The sequence below is a fragment of the Roseovarius sp. MBR-79 genome (genome assembly GCF_053628555.1).
Genome location: NZ_JBRJGP010000021.1, coordinates 12,522 through 38,781, shown reverse-complemented (window position 1 = coordinate 38,781; position 26,260 = coordinate 12,522). Strand labels below are relative to the sequence as shown.

The following is a 26,260-nucleotide window of genomic DNA, read 5'->3' as shown; positions in this document are numbered from 1 at the left end:
CGTGCTGCAACTCAGACGCCGTATACATGGCCGCAACCGAAATCATGCCAGCATCAACCGAAAATCTCTTGCCCCGCGGGAGCCATCCATACATGGTCCGAGTGAGCGGGCCGAACACCGCATCCATCGGCCTTCGCCCGGCGCGCGACTTGCGCGCCGCCTCCGGCTTGCGCCAGACCCGTTCCAGCACCGGGCGAAACTCTTCCCACGGCACCACGGCGTCGATCTCCACCAGCGGGGGTCACGCTTGGCATCAAGGCTCGCATGGCGGTCCGAAAGATCGAAGAAACCCATCTGCGCCATCGTCAAACCCCAAGCCATGGAACTTCCCGGCCATCATACTGCCGGGGGTCAGATCAGGGCAATTTTTCGAGGTGCCCGTTGACAACGGGTCCAAATTTCCGCGGCCACCTCTCCGCCACGATACCGACGCGGATTCCGGCCTCAGAACGGTGCCGGGGCGCGAAAGCGCATCCCGCGTCCGCCATCGGGGTGGCGCAGGCGCAATTCCTCCGAATGCAGCATCAGGCGCGGGTGATCGCGCGCGGCACCCGTGGCATAGAACGGATCGCCCAGGATCGGATGCCCGAGCGCCAGCATATGCACGCGCAGCTGATGGCTGCGCCCGGTCTTGGGGCTAAGTCGCACCCGGCTTTCCTTGTCGCCCGCACGCAGCACGCGCCAGTCGGTCTGCGCCGGACGCCCCGTCTTGTGGCACACCATCTGCCGGGGCCGGTTGGGCCAATCGACGATGAGCGGCAGATCGACCGTGCCCTGCCCCGGTTCGAGCCGCCCCGCGACCCGCGCCACATAGGTCTTTTGCACCTGCCGCTTTTCGAATTGCAGGCCAAGATGGCGCTGCGCATGGAGGGTGAGGGCAAAGACCATCACCCCCGATGTGTCGCGGTCAAGGCGGTGCACCAGAAGCGCGGTCGGAAATGCCTCCACAATACGGGCAAGCAGGCAATCGGCCAGATCCGGCCCCTTGCCCGGCACGCTGAGCAGGCCCGAGGGCTTGTTGACCACGATGATCTCGTGATCGTCATGCAGGATATCGAGCGGCGTGTCGGGTGGGGCGTATTCGGTCATGGGCGCGGGCATACACCATGGCCCGGGCGGGGACCATGCCGCGCGATGCCTCAGACGTGTTGCGCGCCGTTGATCTCGATCTCGGTGCCGGAGATGTAAGAGGACGGTTCGGTGCAGAGGAAATAGATCGTGTCGGCCACCTCGGACGGCTCGCCCAGACGCCGCATAGGGATGGCGTCGACCAGTTCCTCGGTGCCCGGTGACAAAATGTCGGTGCGGATCTCGCCCGGTGCGATGGCGTTGACGCGCACGCCGAGGGGGCCGAAATCATGCGCCATCTCGCGGGTCAGCGCGGCCAGCGCCGCCTTTGACGTGGCATAGGCCGCGCCCGCGAAGGGATGCACGCGCCCGCCCGCGATGGAGGTGACGTTGACGACCGCGCCACGGGCCGCCGCCAACTCGTCCTTGAGGGAACGCGCCAGCACCACCGAGGCGAAGAAATTGACGTGGAACACCTGTCCCCAGGTGCGCAGGTCGGTGGTGAGCGTATCGAGCCGCTCGCCATTCGGCCCCTTGGGCGAGATGCCCGCATTGTTCACCAGCGCGTCGAGACGCTTGCCGATCATGCCCCGGATCACCTCGACCTTCTCGATCACGTCGCTGGGGCTGGCAAGGTCGATCTGGACATGGTTCAGCGCGCCGCCGCCCCAGGGACATTCCGCCGGGAAGGGGTGGCGCGAACAGGTGATCACGCGCCACCCCTCGGCATTGAAGCGGCGCACGGTGGCGTGCCCGATCCCCCGGCTTGCACCGGTCAGAAGCAATGTGCGCATGGTGTGATCCCTTCGATCTCTGCGAGTTCACCCTAACCTCGACAGCGCCAAGTTCAACGGCCCTTGGCAGCTTTGCGCGCAGCGGCTAACAAGAAACGCACCGTCCCGCCGGAGACACTGATGAAGGCCCGAGACATGAATCGCGACTGGATCGCCACCGCCCGCACCCTTTCCGAGGCTCTGCCCTTTCTGCAACGCTACACTGGTGCGATTGTCGTCATCAAGCTGGGCGGGCACGCCATGGGCAGCGACGCCGCGATGGAGGAATTTGCCCGCGACGTGGTGCTGATGCAGCAGGTGGGCGTCAATCCGGTGATCGTGCATGGCGGCGGGCCGATGATCAACGAGATGCTGGCGCGGCTCGACATCACATCAGAATTCGTGAACGGCAAGCGGGTGACCGATGCCGCGACGATGGACGTGGTCGAGATGGTGCTGTCGGGCACGGTCAACAAGCGCATCGTGGCGGCGATCAACGGGCAGGGCGGGCGCGCGGTGGGGCTGTCGGGCAAGGATGCGCGCCTCATAACCTGCACACCTGCGCATCCCGATCTGGGCCTTGTCGGCGAGCCGTCCGAGATCGACCCCAAGATCCTGCACACGCTTTTTGCCGCCGACATGATCCCGGTGATCGCCCCATTGGGCGCAGGGGCGCAGGGCGAGACCTACAACATCAACGGCGACACGGCATCGGGTGCGATTGCCGCCGCGCTCAAGGCCGACCGGCTGCTGTTGCTCACCGATATCGACGGGGTGCGCGATGCGTCAGGCCAAGTCGTGACCGAACTGACGCCCGAGCAGATCCGGCAAATGACACGCGAGGGCGTGATCGCGGGCGGCATGATCCCCAAGACCGAGACCGCGCTTGCGGCCATTGACGGCGGGGTGCGCGCGGTGGTCATTCTTGATGGGCGCGCGCCCAATGCGACGCTGCTGGAGCTCTTCACCGAGCACGGCGCGGGCTCGCTCATCCGGGGCAATGCCGCGCCCTGGGTCAAGCGCGCGCCGGGCTGAGAGGGTGCGCGCGCCCGACCTCGCCACGATCGAGCGGGCCGCGCAGGCCCATCACCTTGGCGTGTTCGGCGCGCTGCGGCTGGGGCCGGAGGAGGTGGCGGGGATGCAGAGCCTCGTTCTGCTCGGCCCGCAGGAGCCGGGATTCTGGGACCATTTCACCCAAACATCTGAATACCTTGACGGCGCGCGCGACCCGATGAACCGCTGGTCGGACCGCGTGATCGGCGCGCTGGCCGATACGCTCGGGGGGCGGGCGCTTTTCCCGTTTGGTGGCCCGCCCTGGCAGCCCTTTACCGATTGGGCGCGGCGGTCGGGGCGGGCCTGGCCGTCACCTGTGGGCCTTCTTGTGCATGATGTGGCGGGGCTGATGGTCTCCTATCGGGGGGCGCTCGCCTTTGCTCATGCGCTCGATCTGCCGCCCGCGATGCCCGCGCCCTGTGAGACCTGTGCCGGGCAGCCCTGCCGTTCGGCCTGTCCGGTGGGGGCGCTCGACCCCGGTGCCTATGACGTGCCCGCGTGCAAGGCCGATCTCGACCGCCCCGGCAATGACTGCCGTGCGCGCGGCTGTGCGGTGCGGCGTGCCTGTCCGATCAGTCGGGGTTACGGTCGCACAGAGGCGCAATCGGCCTTTCACATGGGGTATTTCCAGTGAAACGCCTGATCCTGATGCGCCATGCCAAATCCGACTGGGGCACGCCCGGCCTGCCTGATCACGCGCGCCCGCTGAACAAGCGCGGGCGGCGCTCGGCCACGGCGCTTGGCGACTGGCTCCGGGCGGAGGGGCTGGTGCCGGGGGAAATCCTCTGCTCCACCGCCGCCCGCACACAGGAGACCTGCGCGCGCCTTGGCCTGCCGCTTGCGCCGCGCCTGCTCGACAGTCTTTACATGGCCGAGGCGGCGGACATGCTGGCCGCCTTGCGCGCCGTCCGTGCAGATTTGGTGCTGATGATCGGCCACAATCCCGGTATCGCCGAATTCGCCGCCCGCCTTGTCGCCGCGCCGCACGATCATCCGCGCTTTGACGACTACCCGACCGGGGCCACTCTGGTGGCCGAGTTCGACATCGCGGACTGGCAAGATTTGCAAGAGGGCACGGGCCGCGCCGCGCGCTTCGTGATCCCGCGCGAACTGTTGAACGAGGCATGACGGCACCGGTTTTCATCGGCTCCGAGATCTATCGCGGTTCGAGCTACGGGGCGCGTCATCCGCTCTCGATCCCGCGCGTGCCAACGGTGATCGATCTGTGCCGTGCGCTCGGCTGGCTTCCCGACGCGCAATATCTCAACAGCCCCCGCGCGCGGCCCGAGGCGCTTTTGGCCTTTCACACCCCCGACTATATCGCCGCCTTGCAGCGCGCCGAGACCGAGGGGCGCGTGACCGAGGCCACCCGCGCGCGCCACCATCTCGGCACGCTCTCCAACCCGGTCTTTCCCGAGATGTTCCGTCGCCCCGCCACCGCCGCGGGCGGCTCGATCCTGGCCGCCGACCTGCTGGCGCGGGGCGGCGCGATCTATAATCCCGGCGGTGGCACGCATCACGGCATGGCCGATCACGCGGGCGGCTTTTGCTATCTCAACGATCCCGTGCTGGCGATCAAGGCGCTGCTGGCGCAGGGGCTGACCCGCATCGCCTATGTCGATATCGACGCGCATCATTGCGACGGGGTGGCGGCGGCCTTTCATGGCGAGAGCCGCGTGTTGATGATCTCGACCCATGAGGCGGGGCGTTGGCCCTTTACCGGCGGGCTGGAGGATCGTGCGGGCGGGCAGGCGATCAACCTGCCGCTGCCGCGCGGGACCAATGACAGCGGCTTTGCCATGGCGCTGCACGAGGTGATCCTGCCTGCGGTGCAGGCGCTGCGCGCGCAGGCGATCGTGCTGCAATGCGGGGCGGATGCCGTGACCGAGGATCCGCTCTCGCGTCTGTGCCTGTCGAACAACGCCCATTGGCAGGCGGTTGCGCTGCTGCGTCCGCTCAGCCCGCGATTTCTGGTGTTGGGGGGGGGCGGCTACAACCCCTGGACGGTGGGGCGTGTCTGGGCCGGGGTCTGGGCCACGCTCAACGGGTTTGAGATCCCCGAGCGCCTGCCCGAGCGCGCCCGCGCGATCCTCGCCGCGCTGACATGGCCGCGCCGCCCGGCGATCCCACCAGATACGCTTGTCGATACGTTGCGCGACGCGCCGCGTGAAGGCGCGGTGGACGACTCTTTGCGCGCGGCCATCGCGCATCTGCGCGCGCGTGGCCGTGCCTGGCTCTGAGCATGCGCTTGTGTCCGGGCGTCGCGGATGCGGCAAGGCCCCGCCACGGATGCGCGATGCCCTGCCGGAACATGGGCCTTGTCCAAACTTGGCAGCCGGTGATTGCCCCACGCGGGGTGCGGGGGTAGGGTGGCCACATACACAGACCTGTGAAGGAGCCACCGATGTCGCGTCCTCTCGTTTTTTCCGGCCTTGTTCTTCTCCTGAGCGCGCAGCCGGGTGCCACGCAGGAGGTCAAATACCGCACCGTCTCGGGCGCGGTGGAATACCTTCAGCGCATTGCCCTGCCGCCCGAGGCTGATCTGCATGTGGCGGTCGAGGGGCGGTTTGGGGCCATCTTGGGCGAAACACAGGTCAAGGCGGGGGGCCAGCAGGTGCCGCTGCCCTTTACGCTCACCGTTCCGTCGGGGTTGCGCGGCGATCTGGCGGCGGTGATTCGCCTTGACGGCGCGCCGCGCTGGATCGTGCAGGATGTGGCCATCGCCGCCGGGGCCGATCCGGTCGATCTGGGCAATATCCGGGTCGAGCCGGTGACACCGCTGGCCTTTGTCACCGCGATAAGCTGTGAGGAGCAGGATGTGGAGGTGGGTATTCTAGGCGAGGAAATGGTGTTGCGCGCCGATGGCCGCGATATCCCGTTGCGAGAGGCTGTTGCGGCCTCCGGGGCACGCTATGTCGGCGTGAGTGATCCCGAAACCGAGGTCTGGTCCAAGGGGGATGCCTTCACGATCAAGATTGCGGGGCGCGATCTGACCGAGTGTCGCGCCGTGCAGCCGCCCGAGCGCCGCCCCTATCGGGCACGCGGGATCGAGCCGGGCTGGCATGTGGACCTCGGCGAGGAACAGGTGGAGATCGTCGCCGATTATGGCGAGCTGCGGCGCGAGGCCGCGCGCCCTGCGGTCGGGGTTCTGCCGGGTGCCTATCTGTTCGACATGCCCGAGGCCGGGGCAAGCCTTCGGATCGAGGAAGAGCTCTGCCGTGATGCGGCGACGGGGATGCCCTATCCCGACACGACAACGCTTTTGCTGGGCGACCGGGTGCTTGACGGCTGCGGTGGCGAGCCGCGCGATTTGCTGACCGGGGCGACATGGCAGGTCACGGCCCTTGGCGGCGAGGAACCGCAAGAGGCGGAGCGCGTGTCGCTCACCTTCCTCGCGCCTGCGCGCGTGGCCGGCAGCACCGGCTGCAACCGGTTTGTCGGTGGGTTCACGCTGACGGGCGAGGGGCTTGAGTTCGGCGCGCTCGGCTCGACGCTGATGGCCTGTCCCGACACGCTGATGGCACAGGAGCGGGCGATGCTCGACGCGCTTGAACAGGTGCGCCGGTTCGACATCGGAGCGGATGGTGCGCTTTTGCTGATGGGCGGGCCGCGCGACGAGGTGTTGATCGAGGCGGCGCGCTGAGCGGCGTGGTTCAGGCGGGCGGCAGGTCGAAATCCGGCAGCCCGTCAAGCGCGTCCTTGAGGGCTTCCCCCCATCGGTCGGCGATGTCGCGGTAATAGACGTCCTCGGCCTCGATCCGGCCCTGCAAGCCGGAGCGCAGGCTGTTGGCCCGATAGAAATGGTAATCGAATGGCGCGCCGACCGATAGATTGGCCTTGAGCGTCGAATCGAAGCTGACCAGCAAAAGCTTCATCGCGGCGGCAAAGCCCATGTCCGGATCATAGGCGCGCACAAGGATCGGGCGGCCGTATTTCGTCTCGCCGATCTGGAAAAACGGCGTGTCGTCGCTGGCCTCGACGAAATTGCCCTCAGGGTAGATGAGGAACAGGCGCGGCGGGCCGCCCGCGATCTGGCCGCCGAGGATGAGCGTAGCCCGAAAGGCGCTGTCGGCCTCCTGTCCGGCCTGACGATGGGTGGCGATGACCTCGCGCAGCGTGTCGGCCACCAGCCGCGCTGCCTGAAACATCGAGGGCACACCGAGCAGCGTGGGCACACGATCGTCATGGGCCTTGGTGCGCTCGTCCAGAAGGCTCACGACCGCCTGTGTCGTGGCAAGGTTGCCCGAGGACAGCAGCGTGATCACCCGGTCGCCCGGCGCTTCCCAGACGGTCATCTTCTTGAAGGTCGAGATATTGTCGAGCCCGGCATTGGTGCGGGTATCGGACATGAACACAAGACCCCGCCGGAGCATCATGCCAACGCAATAGGTCATCTGGGCCTCACTGCTGCGAAACGTCGATCCGGACATCGAGCGCTTCGGCGGCGCCCCCGATCCGCATACCGGATACAGGCGCGGCGTCGGCATAGTCCAGCCCTGTTGCGACGCGCACATAGCGGGTGTCGGGGGCAATCCCGTTCGAGACGTCGTAGCCGACCCAGCCCAGCCCCTCGACATGGGCCTCCGCCCAGGCGTGCATGGCGTCCTGGCTGGTGCGGTCGTCCAGCATCAGATAGCCCGAGACATAGCGCGCCGGAATGTCCATGTGCCGCGCGCAGGCGATAAAGACATGGGCGTGATCCTGACAGACGCCGCGCCCTTCCGATATGGCATCCTCCGCGCCCCAGCCGGGATGCGAGGAGCCGACCTCATAGGCGATGGTTTCGCGGATATGCGACGAGAGCGCGTGCAGCCAGTCAAGCGTGGTCTCGCCCTGCACGCTGCGCGCGGTCTCCCGGACGCCCGCACCGGGCTGCGTGCGCGGCGTATGGGTCCGGTAGAGCCAGAGTGGCGCGGGCCCGCGATGGCGCCCGACGATGCCGTGATTGTCCTCCAGCGCCACCCGCCCGCGCGAGACGACGGAAATCTCGGTCGTGTCGCGGTCAAAGCTGATGAGTTCGACCACGTTGTTGTGGTGATCCTCGAACCGGAGCTGCTTGGTGCCGCCCGTCACCTCGGTGGACCACTCAAGCACGCTCTGGTGCGGCGTGCTCTTGGGGATCTTGCGCACCTGTTGCAGGGCGTATGTCACCGGTGCCGCAAAGCGGTAGCGCGTGGTGTGGTGTATCTCAAGCTGCATGGGATCACTCATAAAATCGGAAATCGCGCTCTATCTGCGCCGCAACATCGCCAAGCGCCGAAAGCACGCTCTGGATGAATTCGTGCAGGCCATAATCGAAGATGGCCGATACGTCATGCGAGAGATACTGCGTCTTGAGATCGCGCACCATCCGAAGCGTGGGGCTGCGGCCCTCGGGGTCGAGATAGCGCAGGTTGTCCTCGATCTTGGAGACGCAGAACGCAAGGCTGCGCGGCATCCTCTTGTCGAGGACAAGGAAATGCACGATCTCGCGCGGGCCGCCACCTGCGCCATATTCCATTCGAAAGCCCCCCCGCCCCGAAACCGCGCGCAGGATGCTTTCCCAATGGACATTGTCGATCATCGTGCCGACCGCGTTGATTGACGGCAACAGCACGTAATATTTCACGTCGATGATCCGGGCGGTGTAATCGGCGCGCTCCAGAAAGGTGCCGATCCTCAGGAAATCGAAGATCTCGTTGCGCATCATCGTGCCGAGGATCATGCCGCGCACCAGCGCCGTGGCCTGCCGCATCCGTTGCAGGACCTCGGTCAGGTCGCGCTCGGCCACCTTGCGGGCAATGCTGGCATTCGCGCTCATGTAGGCGGCATTGATCGCCTCCCAGGCCTCTCCGGTGATGGCGGTGCGCACCAGCCGCGCGTTCTGTCGCGCGGCCTCGATGCAGGTGCGGATCGATGACGGGTTGTCGCGGTCGCGCAGCATCCAGTTGATTGCGGCCTCCTTGGTCACCTCCTCATGGGCATTCATGAAGTCCGGGTAGGATCCGGCGCTTTGCAGGATCGAGGCCCATTCGCGGGCATCGTCGTCGCCAAGACGGGTCAGCGCGATGCGCTGCCCGGTCTCGATCAGGCGGGCGGTATTTTCGGCCCGCTCCAGATAACGCGACATCCAGAAGAGGCCATTGGCGGTTTTTCCCAGCATCGCGCTCAATCCTCCAGAACCCAGGTGTCCTTGGTGCCCCCGCCCTGCGACGAGTTGACCACGAGCGAGCCCTTCTTGAGCGCTACCCGCGTAAGGCCGCCGGGGGTGACGTTGATGTTGCCGGGACTGACCAGAACATAGGGCCGCAGATCGACATGGCGCGGTGTCAGCCCCGCCCGCGAGAAGATCGGCACCGTCGAGAGGCTGAGCGTCGGTTGCGCGATGTAATTGCCGGGCCGCGCCTTGAGCTTGCGGCGGAAGGCGGCGATGTCCTTGCGGCTTGCGGTGGGGCCGATCAACATGCCGTAGCCGCCAGAGCCATGCACCTCCTTGACCACCAGATCCGCGAGATTGTCGAGCACATAGGCCAGAGCGTCGGCCTCCGAGCAGCGCCAGGTCTGCACGTTTTGCAGGATCGGGCGCTCGCCGGTATAGAATTCCACGATTTCGGGCATGTAGCTGTAAATCGCCTTGTCATCGGCGATGCCGGTGCCCGGCGCATTGGCGATGGTGATACCGCCCGCGCGGTAGACATCCATGATCCCCGGCACACCAAGCGTGCTGTCGGGGTTGAAATTGAGCGGGTCGAGGAAATCGTCATCCACCCGGCGATATAGCACGTCGATGGGCTTGTATCCCTTGGTCGTGCGCATGGCGACGCGGCCGTCGACCACCCGCAGATCGTGCCCCTCCACCAGCTCCACCCCCATCTGGTCGGCAAGGAAGGCGTGTTCGAAATAGGCCGAGTTGTAGATTCCCGGTGTCAGAACGGCGACCACCGGATCGCTTGCCGCGCAGCCCGGCGCGCAGGCGGCCAGCGAGCGGCGCAGGTCGAACGGGTAGGTCTGCACCGGCCGCACCCGGTTCTGCGAGAAGAGTTCCGGGAACATGCGCAGCATGGTTTCGCGGTTTTCCAGCATGTAGCTGACGCCCGAGGGCGTGCGGGCATTGTCCTCGAGCACGAAGAACTCGCCCGGCCCGGTGCGCACCAGATCGACGCCGACGATATGGGTATAGACGCCGCCCGGCGGCTCGACCCCGATCATATGGGGCAGAAAGGCATCGTTTCGGCGGATCATCTCTTCGGGGATGCGGCCCGCCTTCACGATCTCCTGCTTGTGGTAGATGTCGTGCAGAAAGGCGTTGATCGCGCGCACGCGCTGCTCGATCCCGCGCGAGAGCCGCGCCCATTCGGTGCCCGAGATGATGCGCGGGATGATGTCGAAGGGGATGAGCCGCTCTTCGGCCTCGGCCTTGCCATAGACGTTGAAGGTGATGCCCGTCAGGCGGAAAAGCTCCTCTGCCTCGCGCTGCTTGGCGCGCAGGCGTTTGGGGTCCTCGCGGCCGAACCAGTCGTGAAAGCCGCTGTAGGGCGCGCGCAGGCGCGCATCCGTGCCCCACATTTCGTCGAAGATTTCCGTTTCGCTCATGCGCACCCCCGTTTCTCTCCCCCGCAGCAAACGCGAGGCGGCAAAGCGCCTCCAGCGAGACATGCGCTTTGGTCCCCGCCGGGGCCGTCACCGCCCGGAAAACAAGCATACGCGCATGTTTTGCTGTTTTCCTAGGCTTTTTGACAGGTGCGTGACGGGCGGGCGCCTACGTCTTGAGAATTGCAGGCAGGTTCAGGCCATGTTCAACCGCGCACTCGCGGGCGATGTCGTAGCCCGCATCGGCGTGGCGCATCACGCCGGTGGCCGGGTCGTTCCAGAGCACCCGCTCGATGCGGCGGTCGGCATCTTCGGTGCCGTCGCAGCAGATCACCATGCCGGAATGCTGGCTGAACCCCATGCCGACGCCGCCGCCATGATGCAGGCTGACCCAGGTGGCACCCGAGGCGCAGTTGAGGAGCGCGTTGAGCAATGGCCAGTCGCTGACCGCGTCAGAGCCGTCAAGCATCGCCTCGGTCTCGCGGTTGGGGCTGGCGACCGAGCCGCTGTCGAGATGATCGCGCCCGATCACCACCGGGGCCTTCAACTCGCCATTGCGGACCATCTCGTTGATGGCAAGGCCCGCACGGTGCCGGTCGCCCAGCCCGATCCACATGATCCGCGCGGGCAGACCCTGAAAGGCGATGCGTTCGCGCGCCATGTCGAGCCAGGTGTGCAGATGCGCGTTGTCGGGGAAAAGTTCCTTCATGCGCGCGTCGGTCTTGTAGATATCCTCCGGGTCGCCCGAGAGCGCGCACCAACGGAACGGCCCGACGCCCCGGCAAAAGAGCGGGCGGATATAGGCGGGCACGAAACCGGGGAAGGCAAAGGCGTTTTCCAGCCCCTCCTCCTGGGCCACCTGCCGGATGTTGTTGCCGTAATCGAGCGTCGGCACGCCTGCGTTCCAGAAATCCACCATGGCGGCGACATGGGTCTTCATGCTGGCGCGCGCGGCGGCCTCGACGGCCTTGGGGTCGCTCTCCTGTTTGGCGCGCCACTCCGCCACGCTCCAGCCCAGGGGCAGGTAGCCGTGGATCGGATCATGCGCGCTGGTCTGGTCGGTGACGATATCGGGGCGCGGGCCTCCCGCCTTCATCCGGCGCACCAGTTCGGGAAACACCTCTGCTGCGTTGCCGATGAGGGCCACGGATTTCGCCTCGCCCGCCTTGCACCAACCGTCGATCATGGCCAGCGCCTCGTCGAGGTCATGGGCCTTGGCGTCGCAATAGCGGGTGCGGATACGGAAATCGGCGCGCGTCTCGTCGCATTCCACGGCCAGACAGCAGGCCCCGGCCATGACGGCGGCCAGGGGCTGCGCGCCGCCCATGCCGCCAAGCCCTGCGGTCAGGATCCAGCGCCCGCGCAGATCGCCGTCGTAATGCTGGCGGCCCGCCTCGGCGAAGGTCTCGAACGTGCCCTGAACGATGCCTTGCGTGCCGATATAGATCCAGCTTCCGGCGGTCATCTGGCCATACATGGCCAGCCCCTTTTTATCCAACTCGTTGAAATGATCCCAGGTCGCCCAATGCGGCACGAGGTTCGAGTTGGCGATCAGCACGCGCGGCGCGTCGGTATGGGTGCGGAACACGCCCACCGGCTTGCCTGATTGCACAAGCAGCGTCTCGTCGGCCTCGAGCGCGCGCAAGGCGTCGCAGATGCGGTCGAAATCCTCCCATGTGCGCGCGGCGCGCCCTATACCGCCATAGACCACAAGCTCATGAGGGTTCTCGGCCACGTCGGGGTGGAGGTTGTTCATCAGCATCCGCAGCGGTGCCTCGGTCAGCCAGCTTTTGGCGGTGATCTCGGTGCCCGTGGCGGGATAGACATCGCGGAGATTGTGACGGGGATCGGTCATGGTCAGCCTCTCAGGTCGGGGGCCAGCGCGGCCAGTTTGTGCAGGATCTCGGCCAGGACGGGGCGCAGCGTGGCGGCGCGGTCCGGGTCATAGGCGAAGGGCGGGGATTCGCTGGCCAGATGGGTGGATTGCGCCAGTTCCATCTGGATCGCGTGGATATTGTCGGCGGGGCGGCCATAGTGGCGGGTGCACCAGCCGCCCTTGAAGCGGCCATCGCGCACGGTGGGGCGGCCGGAGGCGAGGCAGGCGGCCTCGACCGCCGCCGCGATGCGCGCGTCGCAACTCGTGCCCTCCGCCGTGCCGATGTTGAAATCGGGCAAGGTGCCCTCGAAGAGGAACGGGATGCGCGAGCGGATCGAGTGGCAGTCATATAGGATCGCCACGCCGTGCCTTGCGCGCACCCGCTCCAGTTCCGCCGCAAGCGCGGCGTGATAGGGCGCGTGATACGCAACCCGCCGCGCCTCGATCTCTGCCGCGTCGGGCGGCGTATCCCAGATCGGCTCCCCGTCGAAATCGGTCAGCGGCACAAGGCCGGTGGTGTTCAGGCCGGGATAGAGGCTTGATCCTTCGGGCGGGCGGTTGGCGTCGATCACGTAGCGGTGGAAGGTGGCGCGCACGGTCGTGGCCCCCGGCAGCAGGCCGTCATAGAGCCGGTCCACATGCCAGTCGGTATCGGCCAGCATCCGCCCGCGCGCATTGAGCCGGGCGGCAATCTCGGCCGGCACATCGGTGCCGACATGCGGCAGGCCGAGCACGACGGGGCTGTCGCCTTGGCTCACCATCACCGGGGTCATGGGTGCACGCCCTCTACCCCTGCCGCCGCAATGAGCGCGCCGGAGCGGATCATGCCTGCGGCGCGGTCCAGATCGGGGGCGAGGTAGCGGTCAGGCCCGAGTGCCGCCACCTCTGCGCGCAACGCGGCAATCGCCGCTTGCAGGCGCGGCGAGGTTGTCAGCGGCGCGCGAAACTCGATGCCCTGTGCGGCGCAAATCGCCTCGACCCCGAGGATGACCGAAAGGTTGCGCACCATCGGCCCCAGCCGCCGCGCGCCATGGGCGGCCATGCTGACATGATCCTCCTGATTGGCGGAGGTGGGCGTCGAATCGGTGGAACAGGGATTGGCCAGATGCTTGTTCTCGCTCATCAGCGCGGCGGTGGTTACTTCGGCGATCATCAGCCCGGAATTGAGCCCCGGCGCGGGGGTGAGGAAGGGGGGCAGGTCATGGTTCAGCGTCGGGTCGACCATCAGCGCCACGCGCCGTTGCGCAATCGCCCCGATCTCGGCCAGCGCCAGCGCGATGATGTCGGCGGCGAAGGCCACCGGTTCGGCATGGAAATTGCCGCCCGAGACGATCCGCCCCGGCCCGAGGACAAGCGGATTGTCCGTCACCGCATTGGCCTCGATTTCCAGCGTGCGCCCCGCCTGCCGCAGCAGGTCCAGTGCGGCGCCCGCCACCTGTGGCTGGCAGCGGATGCAATAGGGGTCCTGCACGCGGGCGTCATCGTCGCGGTGGCTCTCGCGGATCACCGATCCCTCCATCAGCGCGCGCATCTCGCGGGCCACCTCGATCTGACCGGCATGGCCGCGCAAGTCGTGGATTTCGGGCTGCAAGGGCGCGGTGGAACCCATGATCGCGTCGGTGGACAGGGACGCCGTAACCATCGACGCGAGCGCGCAGCGCCATCCGTCGAAAAGGCCGGTGAGCGCCAGCGCGGTGGAAAACTGCGTGCCGTTGATGAGCGCGAGCCCCTCCTTGGGGCCGAGCACCACGGGCGCGAGGCCCGCGCGCGCCAGCGCCTCGGCACCGGGCAGGCGCGCGCCCGCCACCACCGCCTCGCCCGCGCCGATCATCACGGCGGCCATATGCGCCAGCGGGGCCAGATCGCCCGAGGCCCCGACCGAGCCCTGGCACGGCACCACGGGCACCACGCCCGCCGCCAGCATATCCTCGATCAGCGCGACGATCTCCCACCGCACGCCCGAAGCCCCGCGCCCGAGGCTGAGCAGTTTGAGCGCCATCATCAGCCGCGTGGCGGCGGGATCGAGCGCCTCGCCCACGCCGCAGCAATGCGACAGGATCAGGTTGCGTTGCAGCGCCTCGGTATCCTCGGGCGCGATCTTGACCGAGGCGAGCTTGCCGAAGCCGGTATTGACGCCATAGACGGCCTCGGTGCCGCGCGCGGCCTCGGCGATGAGCGCGGCAGACGCCTCGACCGCGCCGCGCGCGCCGGGGTCGAGCCGGGCAGGCATCCCCTCGCGCCAGAGCGTTTCAAGCTGCGCGAGCGTGGTCGCGCCGGGGGTCAGCGTCAGGGTCATTCGGAACCTCCGAAAATGCGGGCGTGAAGGGGATTGAAGCCGATGCGCCAGGCCAGTTCCGCCGGATTGGTGACGTTCCAGACCACCAGATCGGCGCGCAGCCCCGGCGCGATGCGCCCGAAATCGTCAAGGCCAAGGGCGCGGGCGGCATGGGTGGTGACCCCGCGCAGCGCCTCTTCCGGCGTCAGGCCGAACAGCGTGCAGCCCATGTTCATGGTCAGAAGCAGCGAGGTCACCGGCGAGGTGCCGGGGTTGCAATCGGTGGCCAGCGCCATGGGGACATGATGCGCGCGGAACGCCGCGACAGGCGGCAGTTGCGTTTCGCGCAACGTATAGAAGGCACCGGGCAAAAGCACCGCCACCGTGCCTGAGGCGGCCATCAGCGCGGCATCCTCTGCGGTGGCGTATTCGACGTGATCGGCCGAGAGCGCACCATAGCGCGCGGCGAGCGCGGTGCCGCCTTGGTGGCTCAACTGCTCGGCATGGAGTTTGACCGGCAGGCCGAGGGTGCGCGCGAGGTCGAAAACGCGGGCGATCTGCGCGACATCGAAGGCGATCCCCTCGCAGAACCCGTCCACCGCGTCGACCAGACCTTCGGCATGGGCGGCGCGCAGGGTGGGCAGGCAGACCTCGTCGATATAGGCATCTGCGCGCCCCTTGTAGTCGGGCGGGCAGGCATGGGCGGCAAGGTATGTGGTGCGCACGCGGACCGGGCGCACTTGCGCAAGGCGGCGCGCGGCGCGCAGCATCCGAAGTTCGGTTTCCCGCTCAAGTCCGTAGCCCGATTTCACCTCGACCGTGGTCATCCCTTCGGCAAGGAGCGCGTCGAGCCGGGGCAGGGCCTGCGCGATCAGCGTCTCCTCGGTGGCGGCGCGGGTGGCGGCGACGGTCGACAGGATCCCGCCGCCCGCATGGGCGATGTCTTCATAGCTTGCGCCCTGGAGGCGCATTTCGAACTCCTGCGCGCGGTCACCGGCAAAGACGATATGGGTGTGGCAGTCGATGAGTGCAGGCGTGACGAGCCGCCCGCCCATATCGAGGCGGGAGGCAAGGGCGTGCTCGGCGGGCAGGTCCTGTTCGGGGCCGACCCAGAGGATGCGGGCGTGGTCATGCACGAGCGCGCCCGCCTCGATCAACCCGTAACCGGGGCTGTCGAGCGTGGCGATGCGGGCGTTGTTCAGAACTTCGATGGCCATTCGTCCCTCATGCACGACTCGGGCTTGTCAACTCTCTTGTTATCTGTAATATGTATGCACATAATATCTCTGTCAACCGGTAATGAGCGGGGCAAGGCATGACGGTTCTCTGGGCGGATCAGGCGCTGTTGCCGGATGGATGGGCGCGCGGCGTGCGGGTCGAAATCGACGACGACGGGCGCATAGCCGGGGTCGCGCGCGACGCGTCCCCCGAGGGCGAGCGTCACGCGATCCTGCTGCCCGCGCCCGCCAACCTGCACAGCCACGCCTTTCAGCGCGCCATGGCGGGGCTCACTGAGCGGCGCGGCCCCGATCCGCGTGATACCTTCTGGACATGGCGGCAGCTCATGTTCCGGTTTCTCGACCGGTTGACGCCCGAGGACGTGGAGGCCATCGCCGCCTTCGTGCAGATGGAGATGCTGGAGGCCGGCTATGCCTGCAACGTGGAGTTTCACTATCTGCACCACGCGCCGGGCGGGGTGCCCTATGCCGATCTGGCCGAGATGTCGGCGCGCATCGCGGCGGCGGCGGCGACCACCGGCATCGGCCTGACGCTTCTGCCGGTGCATTATCAGTTCGGCGGCTGCGATCGCCGCGCGCTTGGCCCCGGACAGGCGCGATTCGGCACCGATCCGGACGGATTTGCGCGGTTGCATGAGGCGGCGGGCGCGGCGATTGCGCATCTGCCTGTCGACACGGCCCTTGGCGTTGCCCCCCACAGCCTGCGCGCGGTCAGCCCCGAGGGGTTGCGCGCGGTGACGGCGCTGGGTGCCGGACCCATTCACATGCACCTTGCCGAACAGGTGGCCGAGGTCGAGGAGGTGCAGGCGGCATGGGGCGCGCGCCCGGTGGAGTGGCTTCTGGCCAATGCGCAGGTCGATCCGCGCTGGTGCCTCATTCATTGCACGCAGATGCAGCCCCAGGAGACCCGCGCGCTTGCCGCGACCGGGGCGGTGGCAGGGCTGTGCCCGATCACCGAAAGCTCGCTGGGCGATGGAATTTTCGACGGGGTGCGCTGGTGCGAGGCGGGCGGGCGGTTCGGGATCGGCTCGGACAGCAATATCCGCATCGCGCTGTCGGAGGAGTTGCGCACGCTGGATTACTCGCAGCGGCTTCGGGACCGGACGCGCGCGGCACTGGCGCGACCCGAGGCCTCGACCGGGCGGGTTCTCTATGACGCGGCGTGTCGGGGTGGGGCGCAGGCGGCGGGGCGCGCGGCCGGGGCGATTGCGCCGGGTCTCTGGGCCGATCTATCGGCGCTTGACGGCGCGGCGGTTGACCTTGCGGGCCGCAGCGGCGACACCTTGCTCGACAGTTGGATTTTCGCGGGCGATGACCGGATGGTAAGGGATGTGTGGGCGGCGGGCCGCCACCTTGTGCGTGCGGGGCGCCATCATGCGCAGGGTGCGATCCGCGCGGGCTATGCCGCCACGCTGCGCCGCCTGCGCGATGCGCTCTGAGCATGGCTCAGGCGCTCACATCCTGGCGGGCGGTGGCCGACGAGGTGCTTGCCCGTATCCGCCGCCGGGACTGGGCACCGGGCGACCTGATTCCCAACGAGGTCGATCTGGCGGGCGAGATGGGCTGTGCGCGCACCACGGTGAACCGTGCGCTGCGCCATCTGGCCGAGGCGGGCTATCTGGAACGGCGGCGCAAGGCGGGCACGTGCGTGGCGCTCAACCCGGTGCGCCGCGCGACGCTGCGCATCCCCGTCATCCGCGAGGAGGTCGAGGCGCGCGGCGCGCATTATGATCATGCGCTGATCCTGCGCGAAGAGGGCACGCCGCCGCTCGCCGTGCGGAGCCTGTTGCACCTGCCGCCTGACCGCAGGCTCTTGCATGTCGTGGCGCTGCACCTTGCCGACGGCGCGCCCTACGCGCATGAGGATCGCTGGGTGGACACCGAAACCGTGCCGGATTTTGCCGCGCTCGACCTCACGCAGCAGAGTGCCAATGCCTGGCTGGTGCAAAATGTGCCCTACACGCGCGGCGCGCTCGCGCTCTCCGCGATGGCAGCAGACCCGGAGACGGCTGAGGCGCTTGGCTGCGCGCCCGGTGCGGCGCTCTTCACGCTGGAGCGCACCACCTGGAAAGCGGCTCTGCCGATCACCTGGGTGCGCCTTGCCTACCCGCCGGGTCACCGGCTTACCACCGATCTATGAGATGGCGGCAACTCCGATCGGAATTCCCGTAGCCCCCTGAACCGAAGATCGGGCGCGCCGTCGGGCCGCAGCCCCTCTGGGGGCCTGCTTGCAAATCGCGTGCCGCAAGGCGATTGTCTTGCCATGGAAAACGAACCCAATCGCCCCCGTCTTCGGATCAGGATCGTCTTTGGCGACCACGAGATGATCGGCCCCGGCAAGGCCGAGCTGCTGGAACGCATCGACCGCTGCGGGTCCATCGCCGCAGCGGGGCGCGAGATGGGAATGAGCTACAAGCGGGCATGGGAGCTGGTCGGCACGCTGAATGCGATGTTCCGCGACCCGGTGGTGGAAAGCACGCGGGGCGGTCCTGGCGGCGGGGGCGCGGTGCTGACCGAGGCGGGGCGCATCGTCCTGAACCACTATCGCGGCTTCGAAGCCGAGGCCGCAGACGCCGGTGCCGGGCGGCTCAGGGCCATGCAGGCGCTTCTCAGGGATATTCCCAAGGAAAAATAACGGTTGACTGGTCAGGTCGTTTTTGACGATATGTTTCGAGAAACATATCCCAGGAGTGCTGCCCATGCCGCTGGTCTTCAACCGCCGGTCAGTCCTTGCCGCTGTGGCGGCCATTGGCCTTGCGATGGGCCCTGCGCTGGCACAGGACGATGCGCCTGTGATTGCCGCCGCCTCTGACCTGCAATTCGCGGTCGCCGAGATTGCCGAGGCTTTCGCCGCCGACACCGGCATGAAGGTGCGGCTTTCGATGGGCTCAACGGGGAACTTCGCCCGCCAGATCCGTGAAGGCGCGCCGTTCCAGATCTTCATGGCGGCGGACGAGAAATTCATCGCCGACCTGCATGCCGAAGGGCTGACCCGCGACGAGGGCGACCTCTATGCCATTGGCCGGGTCGTCATCATGGTGCCGCACGGATCGACCCTGACGCCGGATGCCGAGTTGGATAATCTGGCCGGGATGCTGGCGGCGGGGCAGATCACCCGCTTTGCCATCGCCAACCCCGATCACGCGCCCTACGGGATGCGAGCGCGCGAGGCGCTGATCACCAAAGGCATCTGGGACGATCTGCAACCGGTGATCGTGCTGGGCGAGAATGTCAGCCAAGCCGCACAATTCGCACTTTCGGGCAATGCCGAGGGCGGCATCATCGCCTATTCTCTGGCTCTCGCGCCCGAGGTCTCGCCGAAAGGCACCTACGCGCTGATCCCGGCGGACTGGCATGAACCCTTGCGTCAGCGCATGGCGCTGCTGAAGGATGCAGGCCCCGTGGCCGAGGCCTTCTATGCCTATATGAAGGAACCGGCGGCGCGCGCGATCATGGAGCGTTACGGCTTCGTTCTGCCCAAGGGCGAATAGCGCATGGACTGGACGGCGCTCTGGCTGTCGCTGCGGCTGGCGGGATGGACGGTGGCCATCCTGTTGCCGGTCTCCATCGTGATGGGCCGGGTCCTCGCCTATCGCCAGTTCCGCGCCAAGGGGCTGGTCGAGGCGCTGGTGATGCTGCCCCTGGTGCTGCCGCCCACGGTGTTCGGCTTCTACCTGCTGGTGGCCTTCGGGCGTGGCTCGGTGGTGGGCGATCTGTGGCAGGACCTCTTCGGTCATCAATTGGTGTTCAGTTTCGAGGGATTGGTTGTGGCCTCCATCATCTTCAACCTGCCCTTTGCCATTCAGCCCGCGCAGCGCGGGTTCGAGGCGATCCCGGTCGAGGTGCGCGAGGCGGCAAGCTGTTGCGGGATGTCGCCTGCGCGCAGCCTGTGGAAGGTTGAGTTGCCGCTCGCCTGGCCGGGGCTGATGACGGCGATGGTTCTGACCTTTGCGCATACGTTGGGCGAATTCGGCATCGTGCTGATGGTGGGCGGCTCGATCCCCGGCGAGACCAGGACCATTGCCATTTCCATCTATGACCGGGTGCAGGGCTTTGACGACCGGGGGGCCGCGATCATGTCGGGGGTGCTGGTGGCGATCTCGCTCTTCACCATCGCGGTGACATTCTGGCTGTCGTCCCGTGTCGGGCGGAGGCTCGGCTGATGGCGCTGGAGGTCATGGCGCGGGCGGCCGCGCCCATCCCGCTCGACGTGGCCTTCCGGGTGGAACCGGGCGAGTTGCTGGCGCTGGTCGGCCATTCGGGATCGGGCAAGACAACGCTGCTGCGAACCATCGCGGGGCTGTGGCGACCGGAGGTGGCGCGCGTGACCGTGGACGGGACGGCCTGGCTCGACACGGCAACGCGGGTGAACCTGCCCAGCCATCGCCGCCGGGTGGGCATCGTGTTCCAGAACTATGCACTTTTCCCGCACATGACCGCCGCCCGGAACGTGATGGCCGCCATGGACGCGCCCGAGGCGGGCGAGGCGGAACGGCTTCTTGATCTGGTCAATCTGCACGGCCTGTCGGACCGCACGCCGGCGCAACTGTCGGGCGGCCAGCAACAACGGGTGGCCGTGGCCCGTGCGCTCGCCCGCCGCCCGCAGGCCCTGCTTCTGGACGAGCCGTTCTCGGCGGTGGACCGCGTCACGCGCGAGAAACTGTATAGCGAGATCATCGCGCTCCGCGCCCATCTCAAAATGCCCGTGGTCCTTGTGACCCATGACGTGAACGAGGCGCAGTTGCTCGCCGACCGGATGGTGGTGATTTCGGCGGGTCAGGTCGTGCGGACCGGCACCACGGCGCAGGTGATGGCCGACCCGGACGCCTTGCGCGCCATGGGCATCCGCGAGGTGGCCGCCATGCTCCCCGCCACCGTGGCCGAGCACCTGCCCGACGGTCTGACCCGGCTCGATGCGCCGACCGGGCCGCTGTTTTTGCCGACGGTCGAGGGCGCGCCGGGAACCCGCGTGTGCGTGCGGATCATGGCGCATGAGGTGATCCTGTCGCGGGCCCGCCCCGAAGGGCTGTCGGCGCAGAACATCATCGCCGGGACAGTGGTGCGGATCGTGCCCGGTGGCGGGCCGGGCGTGATGGTCCATATCGCGGTAGGCGATCACGAGATCCTCGCCCGCATCACCCGCCGTGCCGCAGAGCAGTTGGGCCTGCACCCCGGCGACACGGTTCATGCCATCCTCAAATCCATGTCCGTCGCCCGCGATCACGTTGCCCGCGCCCGCAATGATGACAGGTCAGCACAGCGGGCCGCACAGTGACACGCCGGGCACGCCCTGCGCTTTCTCTCGGGATCGGGGCCGCTGTCGGACTGGCGGGCGGTCGGATCGGGTTGTGGGCATCACTTTATGGTGCCGAATACTTGAACGATCATGGTGGGTTGAGCGTTGCAAAAGCGCCCGCCCGTCACGCCGGAGGCGTGCCGCTTAAAACTGGCGCACCTTTGGTGCGACGGGCGGTCGGGCGATGCGCGGCGGCGCGTTCCGCGCCTTGATTCCGCGCAAGGGGACTGCACCTTGACTGTTCGCTCAAGGCCATGAACGTTCCCCGTCGGTATCAGGCACGTTCTGTCAGGTGTCGAACGCCAGGGTCATGGGGCCGTTGCCGACGTCGTGACGCGTGCCTGTTTTCATCTGCCGCTTCCAGTGCCGGATGCCGTCAGCGCTGTCGGGACGGCGCGGTCGCACCGCGCGGGAGGCAGAAGGGCCTCAGCCGCTCTGGCGCGACGGTTGCACCAGTGCCTTGCGCATCATCATATGCACGCCCTTTTCGCGGTTGACCGTTTGGGTGATCCGCAGATCACCCGCCAGGGAGCAGAGCATGTAAGCCTCGGCCCGGGTAATGCCCGCGCGGGCGCTGACCCGCGCAATCATCCGGCGCAGGGCAATCTCGACGCAGGTGTCGAGGTCGGGATGCATGCCCATGGTGATCAGGTGAGTGGGGGTTTCTGCCTCGGGGTAGTCCATATCCAGATCGCGCCGGACCGTCAGGCGGAACCTGCCCTGCAGGGCGGTTTCGATCGCGGTGACGCAGACCTCGCCATCGCCCTGCGCGCCGTGGCCGTCGCCGCAGGAAAACAGCGCGCCCTCCACCAGCACCGGCAGAAAGAGCGTGCTGCCCGCGACCAGCTCCTTGTTGTCAAGGTTCCCGCCATGCGCGCGCGGCTCGATGGTGGAAATGCGCCCCCATGCGCGCGGCGGTGCCACCGCCATGACGCCAAAGAAGGGGGTCAGCGGCAGTGTCAGGCCCCAGGGCAACAGGGCGGTGTTGGCCCTGGCATCGATCTTGGTGATCATCCGATGCGTTTCGGGGAAATCCTTCGGCAGCGTCCCGGCCAGCGGACGGATGAACGTATAGCCCCAGTCCTGCCGAAGCGCGACATCCAGAACGTCGATCTGCAACACGTCACCGGGCCGCGCGCCCTCGACCGCGACCGGTCCGCTCAGGATATGGCCGGGCATGGCGGGAACACCGCCGGCGTGGATGGCCAGAAGTTCCGGCGGAACGTGAAATCCCGCGCCGGGCAGCGCAGTCGGCCCGCCAGAGACCGTGTCGATCGTGATCTCGTCACCGCTGGCGATCGTGGCAACGGGGGGCAGAGACGCGTCGAAATAGCCCCAGTGGCAGGTTTCGGGTCCGGCGGTTACATGCATGTTCCTGATCCTTGCGCGTGATATCTGTCAGTCCCTGTTGATCATATGGGAGGCGTTGGGGCGGCCCGCCGCGATCCACCCTGTCGAAGATCATCAGAGAGAACCGGTTGCCCACCACACAGGCGATAGACGGGTGCGTGATCCGGAGCAAGAGCGCGCGAGGGTGGACCGATGACGAGGTGCAGGCTGAAACCAAGGCGCGGCATGAAGCCCACCGGCTGTCTGCGTCGTTCGGCCGAAACCCGGGCGCGCCGCGATGTGTCCGCCTCCATCCCGGTCAGGCCGCACGTGATTTGCACGAGCAGGCCTTGTGGGGTATCCTCGCCGGATAGCCGAACGTGGGGTATGCGCCATCACCGACAAGAGCCGCCATGTGGACCGGGTTCTGGAACAGTCCCAATCCGTCTCTGCCCCGGCACGGTCGCGGGTTGTGGCATCGTGGCGGCGCTCGATGGTGCAGCACGGGCTGGACCCGGCCGAGCGGCGTGCGCCCGAGCGGGTGGGTGAGGCCGAGTTGCGGCAGCGTCAGGCGGGGCTGGAGCAGTTCCTTCAAGTGGCGGCGCCGAAGCTCGATCAGCTTTTCGGTCTGCTGGGACATTCGGGCTGCGCCGTGCTCTTGACCGATGCCGAGGGCGTGGTGCTCGATCAGCGCTGCGCGCAGGGCGACGCCGCCATTTTTCAGGATTGGGGGTTGTGGCAGGGGGCCGACTGGTCCGAGGCCGCCGAGGGCACCAACGGGATCGGCACCTGCATCGCCGAGGACCGCCGCGTCATCATCCACCGCGACGAGCACTTCCTCGCGCGCAACACAGCGATGAGCTGCATGGATGCGCCGATCTACGGGGCCGACGGGCGGATCATCGCGGCGCTCGATGTCTCCTCCGCGCGCTCGGACCAGACCGAGGCGTTCAACCGGCTCATTGGCGCGATGGTGGCGCAGACCGCGCGGCAGATCGAGGCCGACAATTTCCGTGCCGCCTATCCGCGCGCCCGCATCCTCTATGCCGACCACGACGACAGCGAGGCGGCGATGCTCTTGGCCGTCGACGGTGACGATATCGTCGTGGGGGCGACGCGCGCGGCGCGCAAGGCGTTCGGGCTGGGGCAGGCGGCGGCGATCCGCCCGGTGCCCGCAAGCGACATTTTCGGCAGAGAGGACGGGCCGCGCGGCTTCGAGAAGGCCGAGCGCGCGGCGGTGATTCGGGCGCTGGCGCGCGCGGATGGCAATGTGTCCGGGGCCGCGCGCGCGCTCGGGATCGGGCGCGCGACGCTCTATCGGCGCATGAAACGGCTGGGTCTCAACGAAAGCACCGGCAATCTGTCTCAGGACTGAGACAGGTCGCCCTGCCCGTCGCCCTTGCATGGGCTGACGGGGGGCGTGGCATGGCGCAGGGTATCCCCATTCCCGGCGGAGGACCGGGGACAACCGGAGGATACCCAATGAACGAGATGACACAGGTGGCGGGCAATCAGCGCGCGCCGTTCAGGACCCGTTACGACAATTTCATCGGCGGCGCGTTCGTGCCCCCCGTGAACGGGCGCTATTTCGACAACATCACGCCCATCACCGGCGCGGTGGTCTGCGAGGTGGCGCGGTCGGACGCGGCGGATGTGGAACTGGCGCTTGATGCCGCCCATGCCGCGAAGGAGGGCTGGGGCCGGACATCCGCCGCTGAGCGGTCGAACATCCTGTTGAAAATCGCCGATGTGATCGAGGCGAATCTGGCGCTTATCGCGCTGGCCGAGACATGGGACAACGGCAAGCCCATCCGCGAGACGATGGCCGCCGATATTCCGCTGGCGGTCGATCACTTCCGCTATTTCGCGGGCGTGCTGCGCGGGCAGGAAGGCACCATGTCCGAGATCGACCATGACACGGTCGCCTATCATTTCCACGAGCCGCTGGGCGTCGTGGGGCAGATCATCCCGTGGAATTTCTCGATCCTGATGGCGGCGTGGAAGCTTGCGCCGGCGCTGGCGGCGGGCAATTGCATCGTGCTCAAACCGGCGGAACAGACCCCCGCCGCGATCATGGTGCTGGCCGAGTTGATCGCCGATCTGCTGCCTGCCGGCGTGCTCAACATCGTCAACGGCATGGGCGCCGAGGTGGGTGCGCCGCTGGCGCGCAGCCCGCGCATTGCCAAGATCGCCTTTACCGGTTCGACCGAGACCGGGCGCAAGATCATGCAGGCCGCGACCGAGAACCTCATTCCCGTGACGCTGGAACTGGGGGGCAAATCGCCCAATATCTTCTTTTCCGACGTGATGGCGCAGGATGATGCCTTTCTCGACAAGGCGGTCGAGGGCTTCGTGCTTTTCGCCTTCAATCAGGGCGAGGTCTGCACCTGCCCCAGCCGCGCGCTCATCCAGGAGGATATCTACGAAGAATTCATCGCCCGCTGCATCGCGCGGGTGAAGGCGATCAAGCAGGGCGATCCGCGTGACCCCGAAACCATGGTCGGCGCACAGGCCAGCCGCGAGCAACAGGACAAGATCCTGTCCTATCTGACCATCGGTGTCGAAGAGGGGGCCGAGGTTCTGGTCGGCGGGGATGCCGCGCGGTTCGACGGCGAACTGGCGGGGGGCTATTACGTGCAGCCCACGATCCTGAAAGGCCACAACAAGATGCGGGTCTTTCAGGAGGAAATCTTTGGCCCCGTCGTCAGCGTCACCACCTTCAGGGACGAGGCCGAGGCATTGGCCATCGCCAATGACACGATGTATGGCCTGGGTGCCGGGGTCTGGACGCGCGACGGCAGCCGCGCCTACCGGTTCGGTCGCGCCATCGAGGCGGGACGCGTCTGGGTCAACAACTATCACGCGTATCCGGCACATGCAGCCTTTGGCGGCTACAAGCAGTCGGGCGTCGGGCGCGAGAACCACAAGATGATGCTCGACCACTATCAGCAGACCAAGAACATGCTGGTCAGCTACAACCCCAACAAGCTCGGCTTTTTCTGAGGGTATACCTGAAACGGGTATCGGTCGCCGGGGGCACCCGGCGGCCAGTCATTTCAGGAACGCACGTTCCGCCTCTTCCGAGAGCGGCTCTGACGCTCCGGCCCCGGCATAGAACGCGTCGAGCGCGTCGAGCGACGAGGCAGGCGCATAGCCGGTCGCCTGCGATGCCGTTGCGACCGCAAAGCGCAGGGACCAATCGGCCCCGTCCCGGCAGGCGATGCCGACATGACCTTGCCCGCCCACTGCCGCCGTCTCGTATTCACGGCAGAACGCGCCCGCGCCATCGGTGAAGGACGCAACCACGTTCATGCGCCGCCCGTCCGCCAATGTGATCCCGGCCCCCGAGGGCAGTGTGTTCAACCGCTCCTGCACGGCGGCGCTCAACAGCGGCGCACCGGTTTCCGGTGCGCCGGGGGCAAGAAACATCCCCGCCGAGAGACCGACCACCAGCGCAAGCGAGGCGGCCAGCGCCATCGGCTGCCAACGCGGCGCGGCGCGGCGCAGCGGCACCACGTTTCCGGCCGCGGGCGGCGTGGTTGCGGCCAGCGCCCGGATGCGCGCCTCGAGATCGGGCGAAACCGCCGCCTCGGGATCTGCCAGCGAGGCCTGTCTCGCCAAGTCCGCCGTCTGCGCGTAGAGCGCATAGCGGTCCGCCAGCGCCGGGTCCGACTTGATCGCGGCGTGCAGGCGCGCGGCCTCGTCGCCGTCGATCTCGCCATCGGCGAGCGCCATCAGTGTGTCATCGTCAATATCCATCGGCGCAATCCTTTGCGTTGCACG

General features: G+C 67.3%; 25 protein-coding genes and 1 pseudogene. 13 read left to right on the top strand and 13 right to left on the bottom strand.

Going from position 1 to position 26,260, the window contains the following annotated elements; translation table 11 throughout:
• Window positions 1-115: 115 nt before the first annotated feature.
• The 3 genes and pseudogenes from ACSSV8_RS17055 to ACSSV8_RS17045 all read right to left on the bottom strand — a co-directional run.
• Window positions 116-303 (bottom strand): annotated as a pseudogene (locus ACSSV8_RS17055) (IS5/IS1182 family transposase); the annotation flags it as partial.
• Window positions 304-444: 141 nt separating this feature from the next.
• Window positions 445-1,089: an RluA family pseudouridine synthase gene (locus ACSSV8_RS17050; protein ID WP_454283260.1), complete on the bottom strand. Its 645-nt coding sequence runs from the start codon at window positions 1,087-1,089 to the stop codon at window positions 445-447.
• A gap of 50 nt (window positions 1,090-1,139) precedes the next feature.
• Entirely contained in the window at window positions 1,140-1,862 is a 723-nt protein-coding gene (locus tag ACSSV8_RS17045) for an SDR family oxidoreductase (RefSeq protein WP_354540411.1), read from the bottom strand.
• A gap of 120 nt (window positions 1,863-1,982) precedes the next feature.
• On the opposite strand from ACSSV8_RS17045, the gene argB reads away from it, so the two are divergent.
• The 5 genes from argB to ACSSV8_RS17020 all read left to right on the top strand — a co-directional run bounded on the left by argB (window position 1,983) and on the right by ACSSV8_RS17020 (window position 6,537).
• Window positions 1,983-2,876, top strand: coding sequence for an acetylglutamate kinase (gene argB / locus ACSSV8_RS17040; RefSeq protein ID WP_354540410.1), 894 nt, complete (start codon window positions 1,983-1,985; stop codon window positions 2,874-2,876).
• 4 nt (window positions 2,877-2,880) lie between these two features.
• The gene (locus ACSSV8_RS17035; RefSeq protein WP_354540409.1) at window positions 2,881-3,528 is read left to right on the top strand and encodes a ferredoxin; all 648 of its coding nucleotides are present in this window, start codon (window positions 2,881-2,883) and stop codon (window positions 3,526-3,528) included.
• On the top strand, window positions 3,525-4,022 hold the full coding sequence (locus ACSSV8_RS17030; protein ID WP_454283259.1) for a SixA phosphatase family protein: 498 nt from the start codon (window positions 3,525-3,527) through the stop codon (window positions 4,020-4,022). The genes ACSSV8_RS17035 and ACSSV8_RS17030 overlap by 4 nt, the downstream gene beginning before the upstream one ends.
• Window positions 4,019-5,134, top strand: coding sequence for an acetoin utilization protein AcuC (locus ACSSV8_RS17025; protein ID WP_454283258.1), 1,116 nt, complete (start codon window positions 4,019-4,021; stop codon window positions 5,132-5,134). The genes ACSSV8_RS17030 and ACSSV8_RS17025 overlap by 4 nt, the downstream gene beginning before the upstream one ends.
• 164 nt (window positions 5,135-5,298) lie before the next feature.
• Window positions 5,299-6,537, top strand: a complete 1,239-nt coding sequence (locus ACSSV8_RS17020) for an META domain-containing protein (RefSeq protein WP_354540406.1) — start codon at window positions 5,299-5,301, stop codon at window positions 6,535-6,537.
• 10 nt (window positions 6,538-6,547) lie between these two features.
• Here the strand turns inward: ACSSV8_RS17020 and ACSSV8_RS17015 are convergent, their stop codons facing one another.
• The 8 genes from ACSSV8_RS17015 to hutI all read right to left on the bottom strand — a co-directional run bounded on the left by ACSSV8_RS17015 (window position 6,548) and on the right by hutI (window position 15,831).
• Window positions 6,548-7,288, bottom strand: coding sequence for a proteasome-type protease (locus ACSSV8_RS17015; RefSeq protein ID WP_354540405.1), 741 nt, complete (start codon window positions 7,286-7,288; stop codon window positions 6,548-6,550).
• Window positions 7,289-7,295: 7 nt separating this feature from the next.
• A complete protein-coding gene (locus tag ACSSV8_RS17010; RefSeq protein WP_454283257.1) occupies window positions 7,296-8,093 on the bottom strand; it encodes a transglutaminase family protein in 798 nt (265 codons plus the stop codon).
• Window positions 8,094-8,097: 4 nt separating this feature from the next.
• On the bottom strand, window positions 8,098-9,036 hold the full coding sequence (locus tag ACSSV8_RS17005) for an alpha-E domain-containing protein (protein WP_354540403.1): 939 nt from the start codon (window positions 9,034-9,036) through the stop codon (window positions 8,098-8,100).
• A 5-nt stretch (window positions 9,037-9,041) separates the two neighbouring features.
• Window positions 9,042-10,466, bottom strand: a complete 1,425-nt coding sequence (locus ACSSV8_RS17000; protein WP_354540402.1) for a circularly permuted type 2 ATP-grasp protein — start codon at window positions 10,464-10,466, stop codon at window positions 9,042-9,044.
• 166 nt (window positions 10,467-10,632) lie between these two features.
• Window positions 10,633-12,318, bottom strand: coding sequence for a urocanate hydratase (gene hutU / locus ACSSV8_RS16995; RefSeq protein WP_454283256.1), 1,686 nt, complete (start codon window positions 12,316-12,318; stop codon window positions 10,633-10,635).
• A 2-nt stretch (window positions 12,319-12,320) separates the two neighbouring features.
• Window positions 12,321-13,112, bottom strand: a complete 792-nt coding sequence (gene hutG, locus ACSSV8_RS16990) for an N-formylglutamate deformylase (RefSeq protein ID WP_454283255.1) — start codon at window positions 13,110-13,112, stop codon at window positions 12,321-12,323.
• Complete coding sequence (hutH, locus tag ACSSV8_RS16985; RefSeq protein WP_454283254.1) at window positions 13,109-14,635, bottom strand: histidine ammonia-lyase; 1,527 nt, start codon at window positions 14,633-14,635, stop codon at window positions 13,109-13,111. Before hutH ends, hutG begins: the two co-directional genes overlap by 4 nt.
• The gene (hutI, locus tag ACSSV8_RS16980) at window positions 14,632-15,831 is read right to left on the bottom strand and encodes an imidazolonepropionase (protein ID WP_454283253.1); all 1,200 of its coding nucleotides are present in this window, start codon (window positions 15,829-15,831) and stop codon (window positions 14,632-14,634) included. The genes hutH and hutI overlap by 4 nt, the downstream gene beginning before the upstream one ends.
• A 98-nt stretch (window positions 15,832-15,929) precedes the next feature.
• On the opposite strand from hutI, the gene ACSSV8_RS16975 reads away from it, so the two are divergent.
• From ACSSV8_RS16975 to modC, 6 genes are all read left to right on the top strand, one after another.
• Entirely contained in the window at window positions 15,930-17,291 is a 1,362-nt protein-coding gene (locus ACSSV8_RS16975) for a formimidoylglutamate deiminase (protein WP_454283252.1), read from the top strand.
• Window positions 17,292-17,293: 2 nt separating this feature from the next.
• Window positions 17,294-17,992: a GntR family transcriptional regulator gene (locus ACSSV8_RS16970; protein WP_454283251.1), complete on the top strand. Its 699-nt coding sequence runs from the start codon at window positions 17,294-17,296 to the stop codon at window positions 17,990-17,992.
• A 123-nt stretch (window positions 17,993-18,115) separates the two neighbouring features.
• A complete protein-coding gene (locus ACSSV8_RS16965; RefSeq protein WP_354540394.1) occupies window positions 18,116-18,487 on the top strand; it encodes a winged helix-turn-helix domain-containing protein in 372 nt (123 codons plus the stop codon).
• 64 nt (window positions 18,488-18,551) lie between these two features.
• Window positions 18,552-19,343 (top strand): molybdate ABC transporter substrate-binding protein, encoded by a 792-nt coding sequence (gene modA, locus ACSSV8_RS16960; RefSeq protein WP_354540393.1) that lies wholly within the window; start codon window positions 18,552-18,554, stop codon window positions 19,341-19,343.
• A 3-nt stretch (window positions 19,344-19,346) separates the two neighbouring features.
• A complete protein-coding gene (gene modB / locus ACSSV8_RS16955) occupies window positions 19,347-20,015 on the top strand; it encodes a molybdate ABC transporter permease subunit (RefSeq protein ID WP_454283250.1) in 669 nt (222 codons plus the stop codon).
• Window positions 20,015-21,127 (top strand): molybdenum ABC transporter ATP-binding protein, encoded by a 1,113-nt coding sequence (modC, locus tag ACSSV8_RS16950; protein WP_354540391.1) that lies wholly within the window; start codon window positions 20,015-20,017, stop codon window positions 21,125-21,127. The genes modB and modC overlap by 1 nt, the downstream gene beginning before the upstream one ends.
• A gap of 447 nt (window positions 21,128-21,574) precedes the next feature.
• On the opposite strand, the gene ACSSV8_RS16945 is transcribed toward modC, so the two are convergent.
• A complete protein-coding gene (locus ACSSV8_RS16945; RefSeq protein WP_454283249.1) occupies window positions 21,575-22,519 on the bottom strand; it encodes an acetamidase/formamidase family protein in 945 nt (314 codons plus the stop codon).
• A 451-nt stretch (window positions 22,520-22,970) separates the two neighbouring features.
• On the opposite strand from ACSSV8_RS16945, the gene ACSSV8_RS16940 reads away from it, so the two are divergent.
• Window positions 22,971-23,852: a GAF domain-containing protein gene (locus ACSSV8_RS16940; protein ID WP_354540413.1), complete on the top strand. Its 882-nt coding sequence runs from the start codon at window positions 22,971-22,973 to the stop codon at window positions 23,850-23,852.
• Window positions 23,853-23,959: 107 nt separating this feature from the next.
• Window positions 23,960-25,480 (top strand): aldehyde dehydrogenase, encoded by a 1,521-nt coding sequence (gene adh, locus ACSSV8_RS16935; protein WP_454283248.1) that lies wholly within the window; start codon window positions 23,960-23,962, stop codon window positions 25,478-25,480.
• A gap of 48 nt (window positions 25,481-25,528) precedes the next feature.
• Here adh and ACSSV8_RS16930 read toward each other — a convergent pair whose 3' ends face one another.
• A complete protein-coding gene (locus ACSSV8_RS16930; RefSeq protein WP_354540388.1) occupies window positions 25,529-26,236 on the bottom strand; it encodes an anti-sigma factor family protein in 708 nt (235 codons plus the stop codon).
• Window positions 26,237-26,260: the final 24 nt, after the last annotated feature.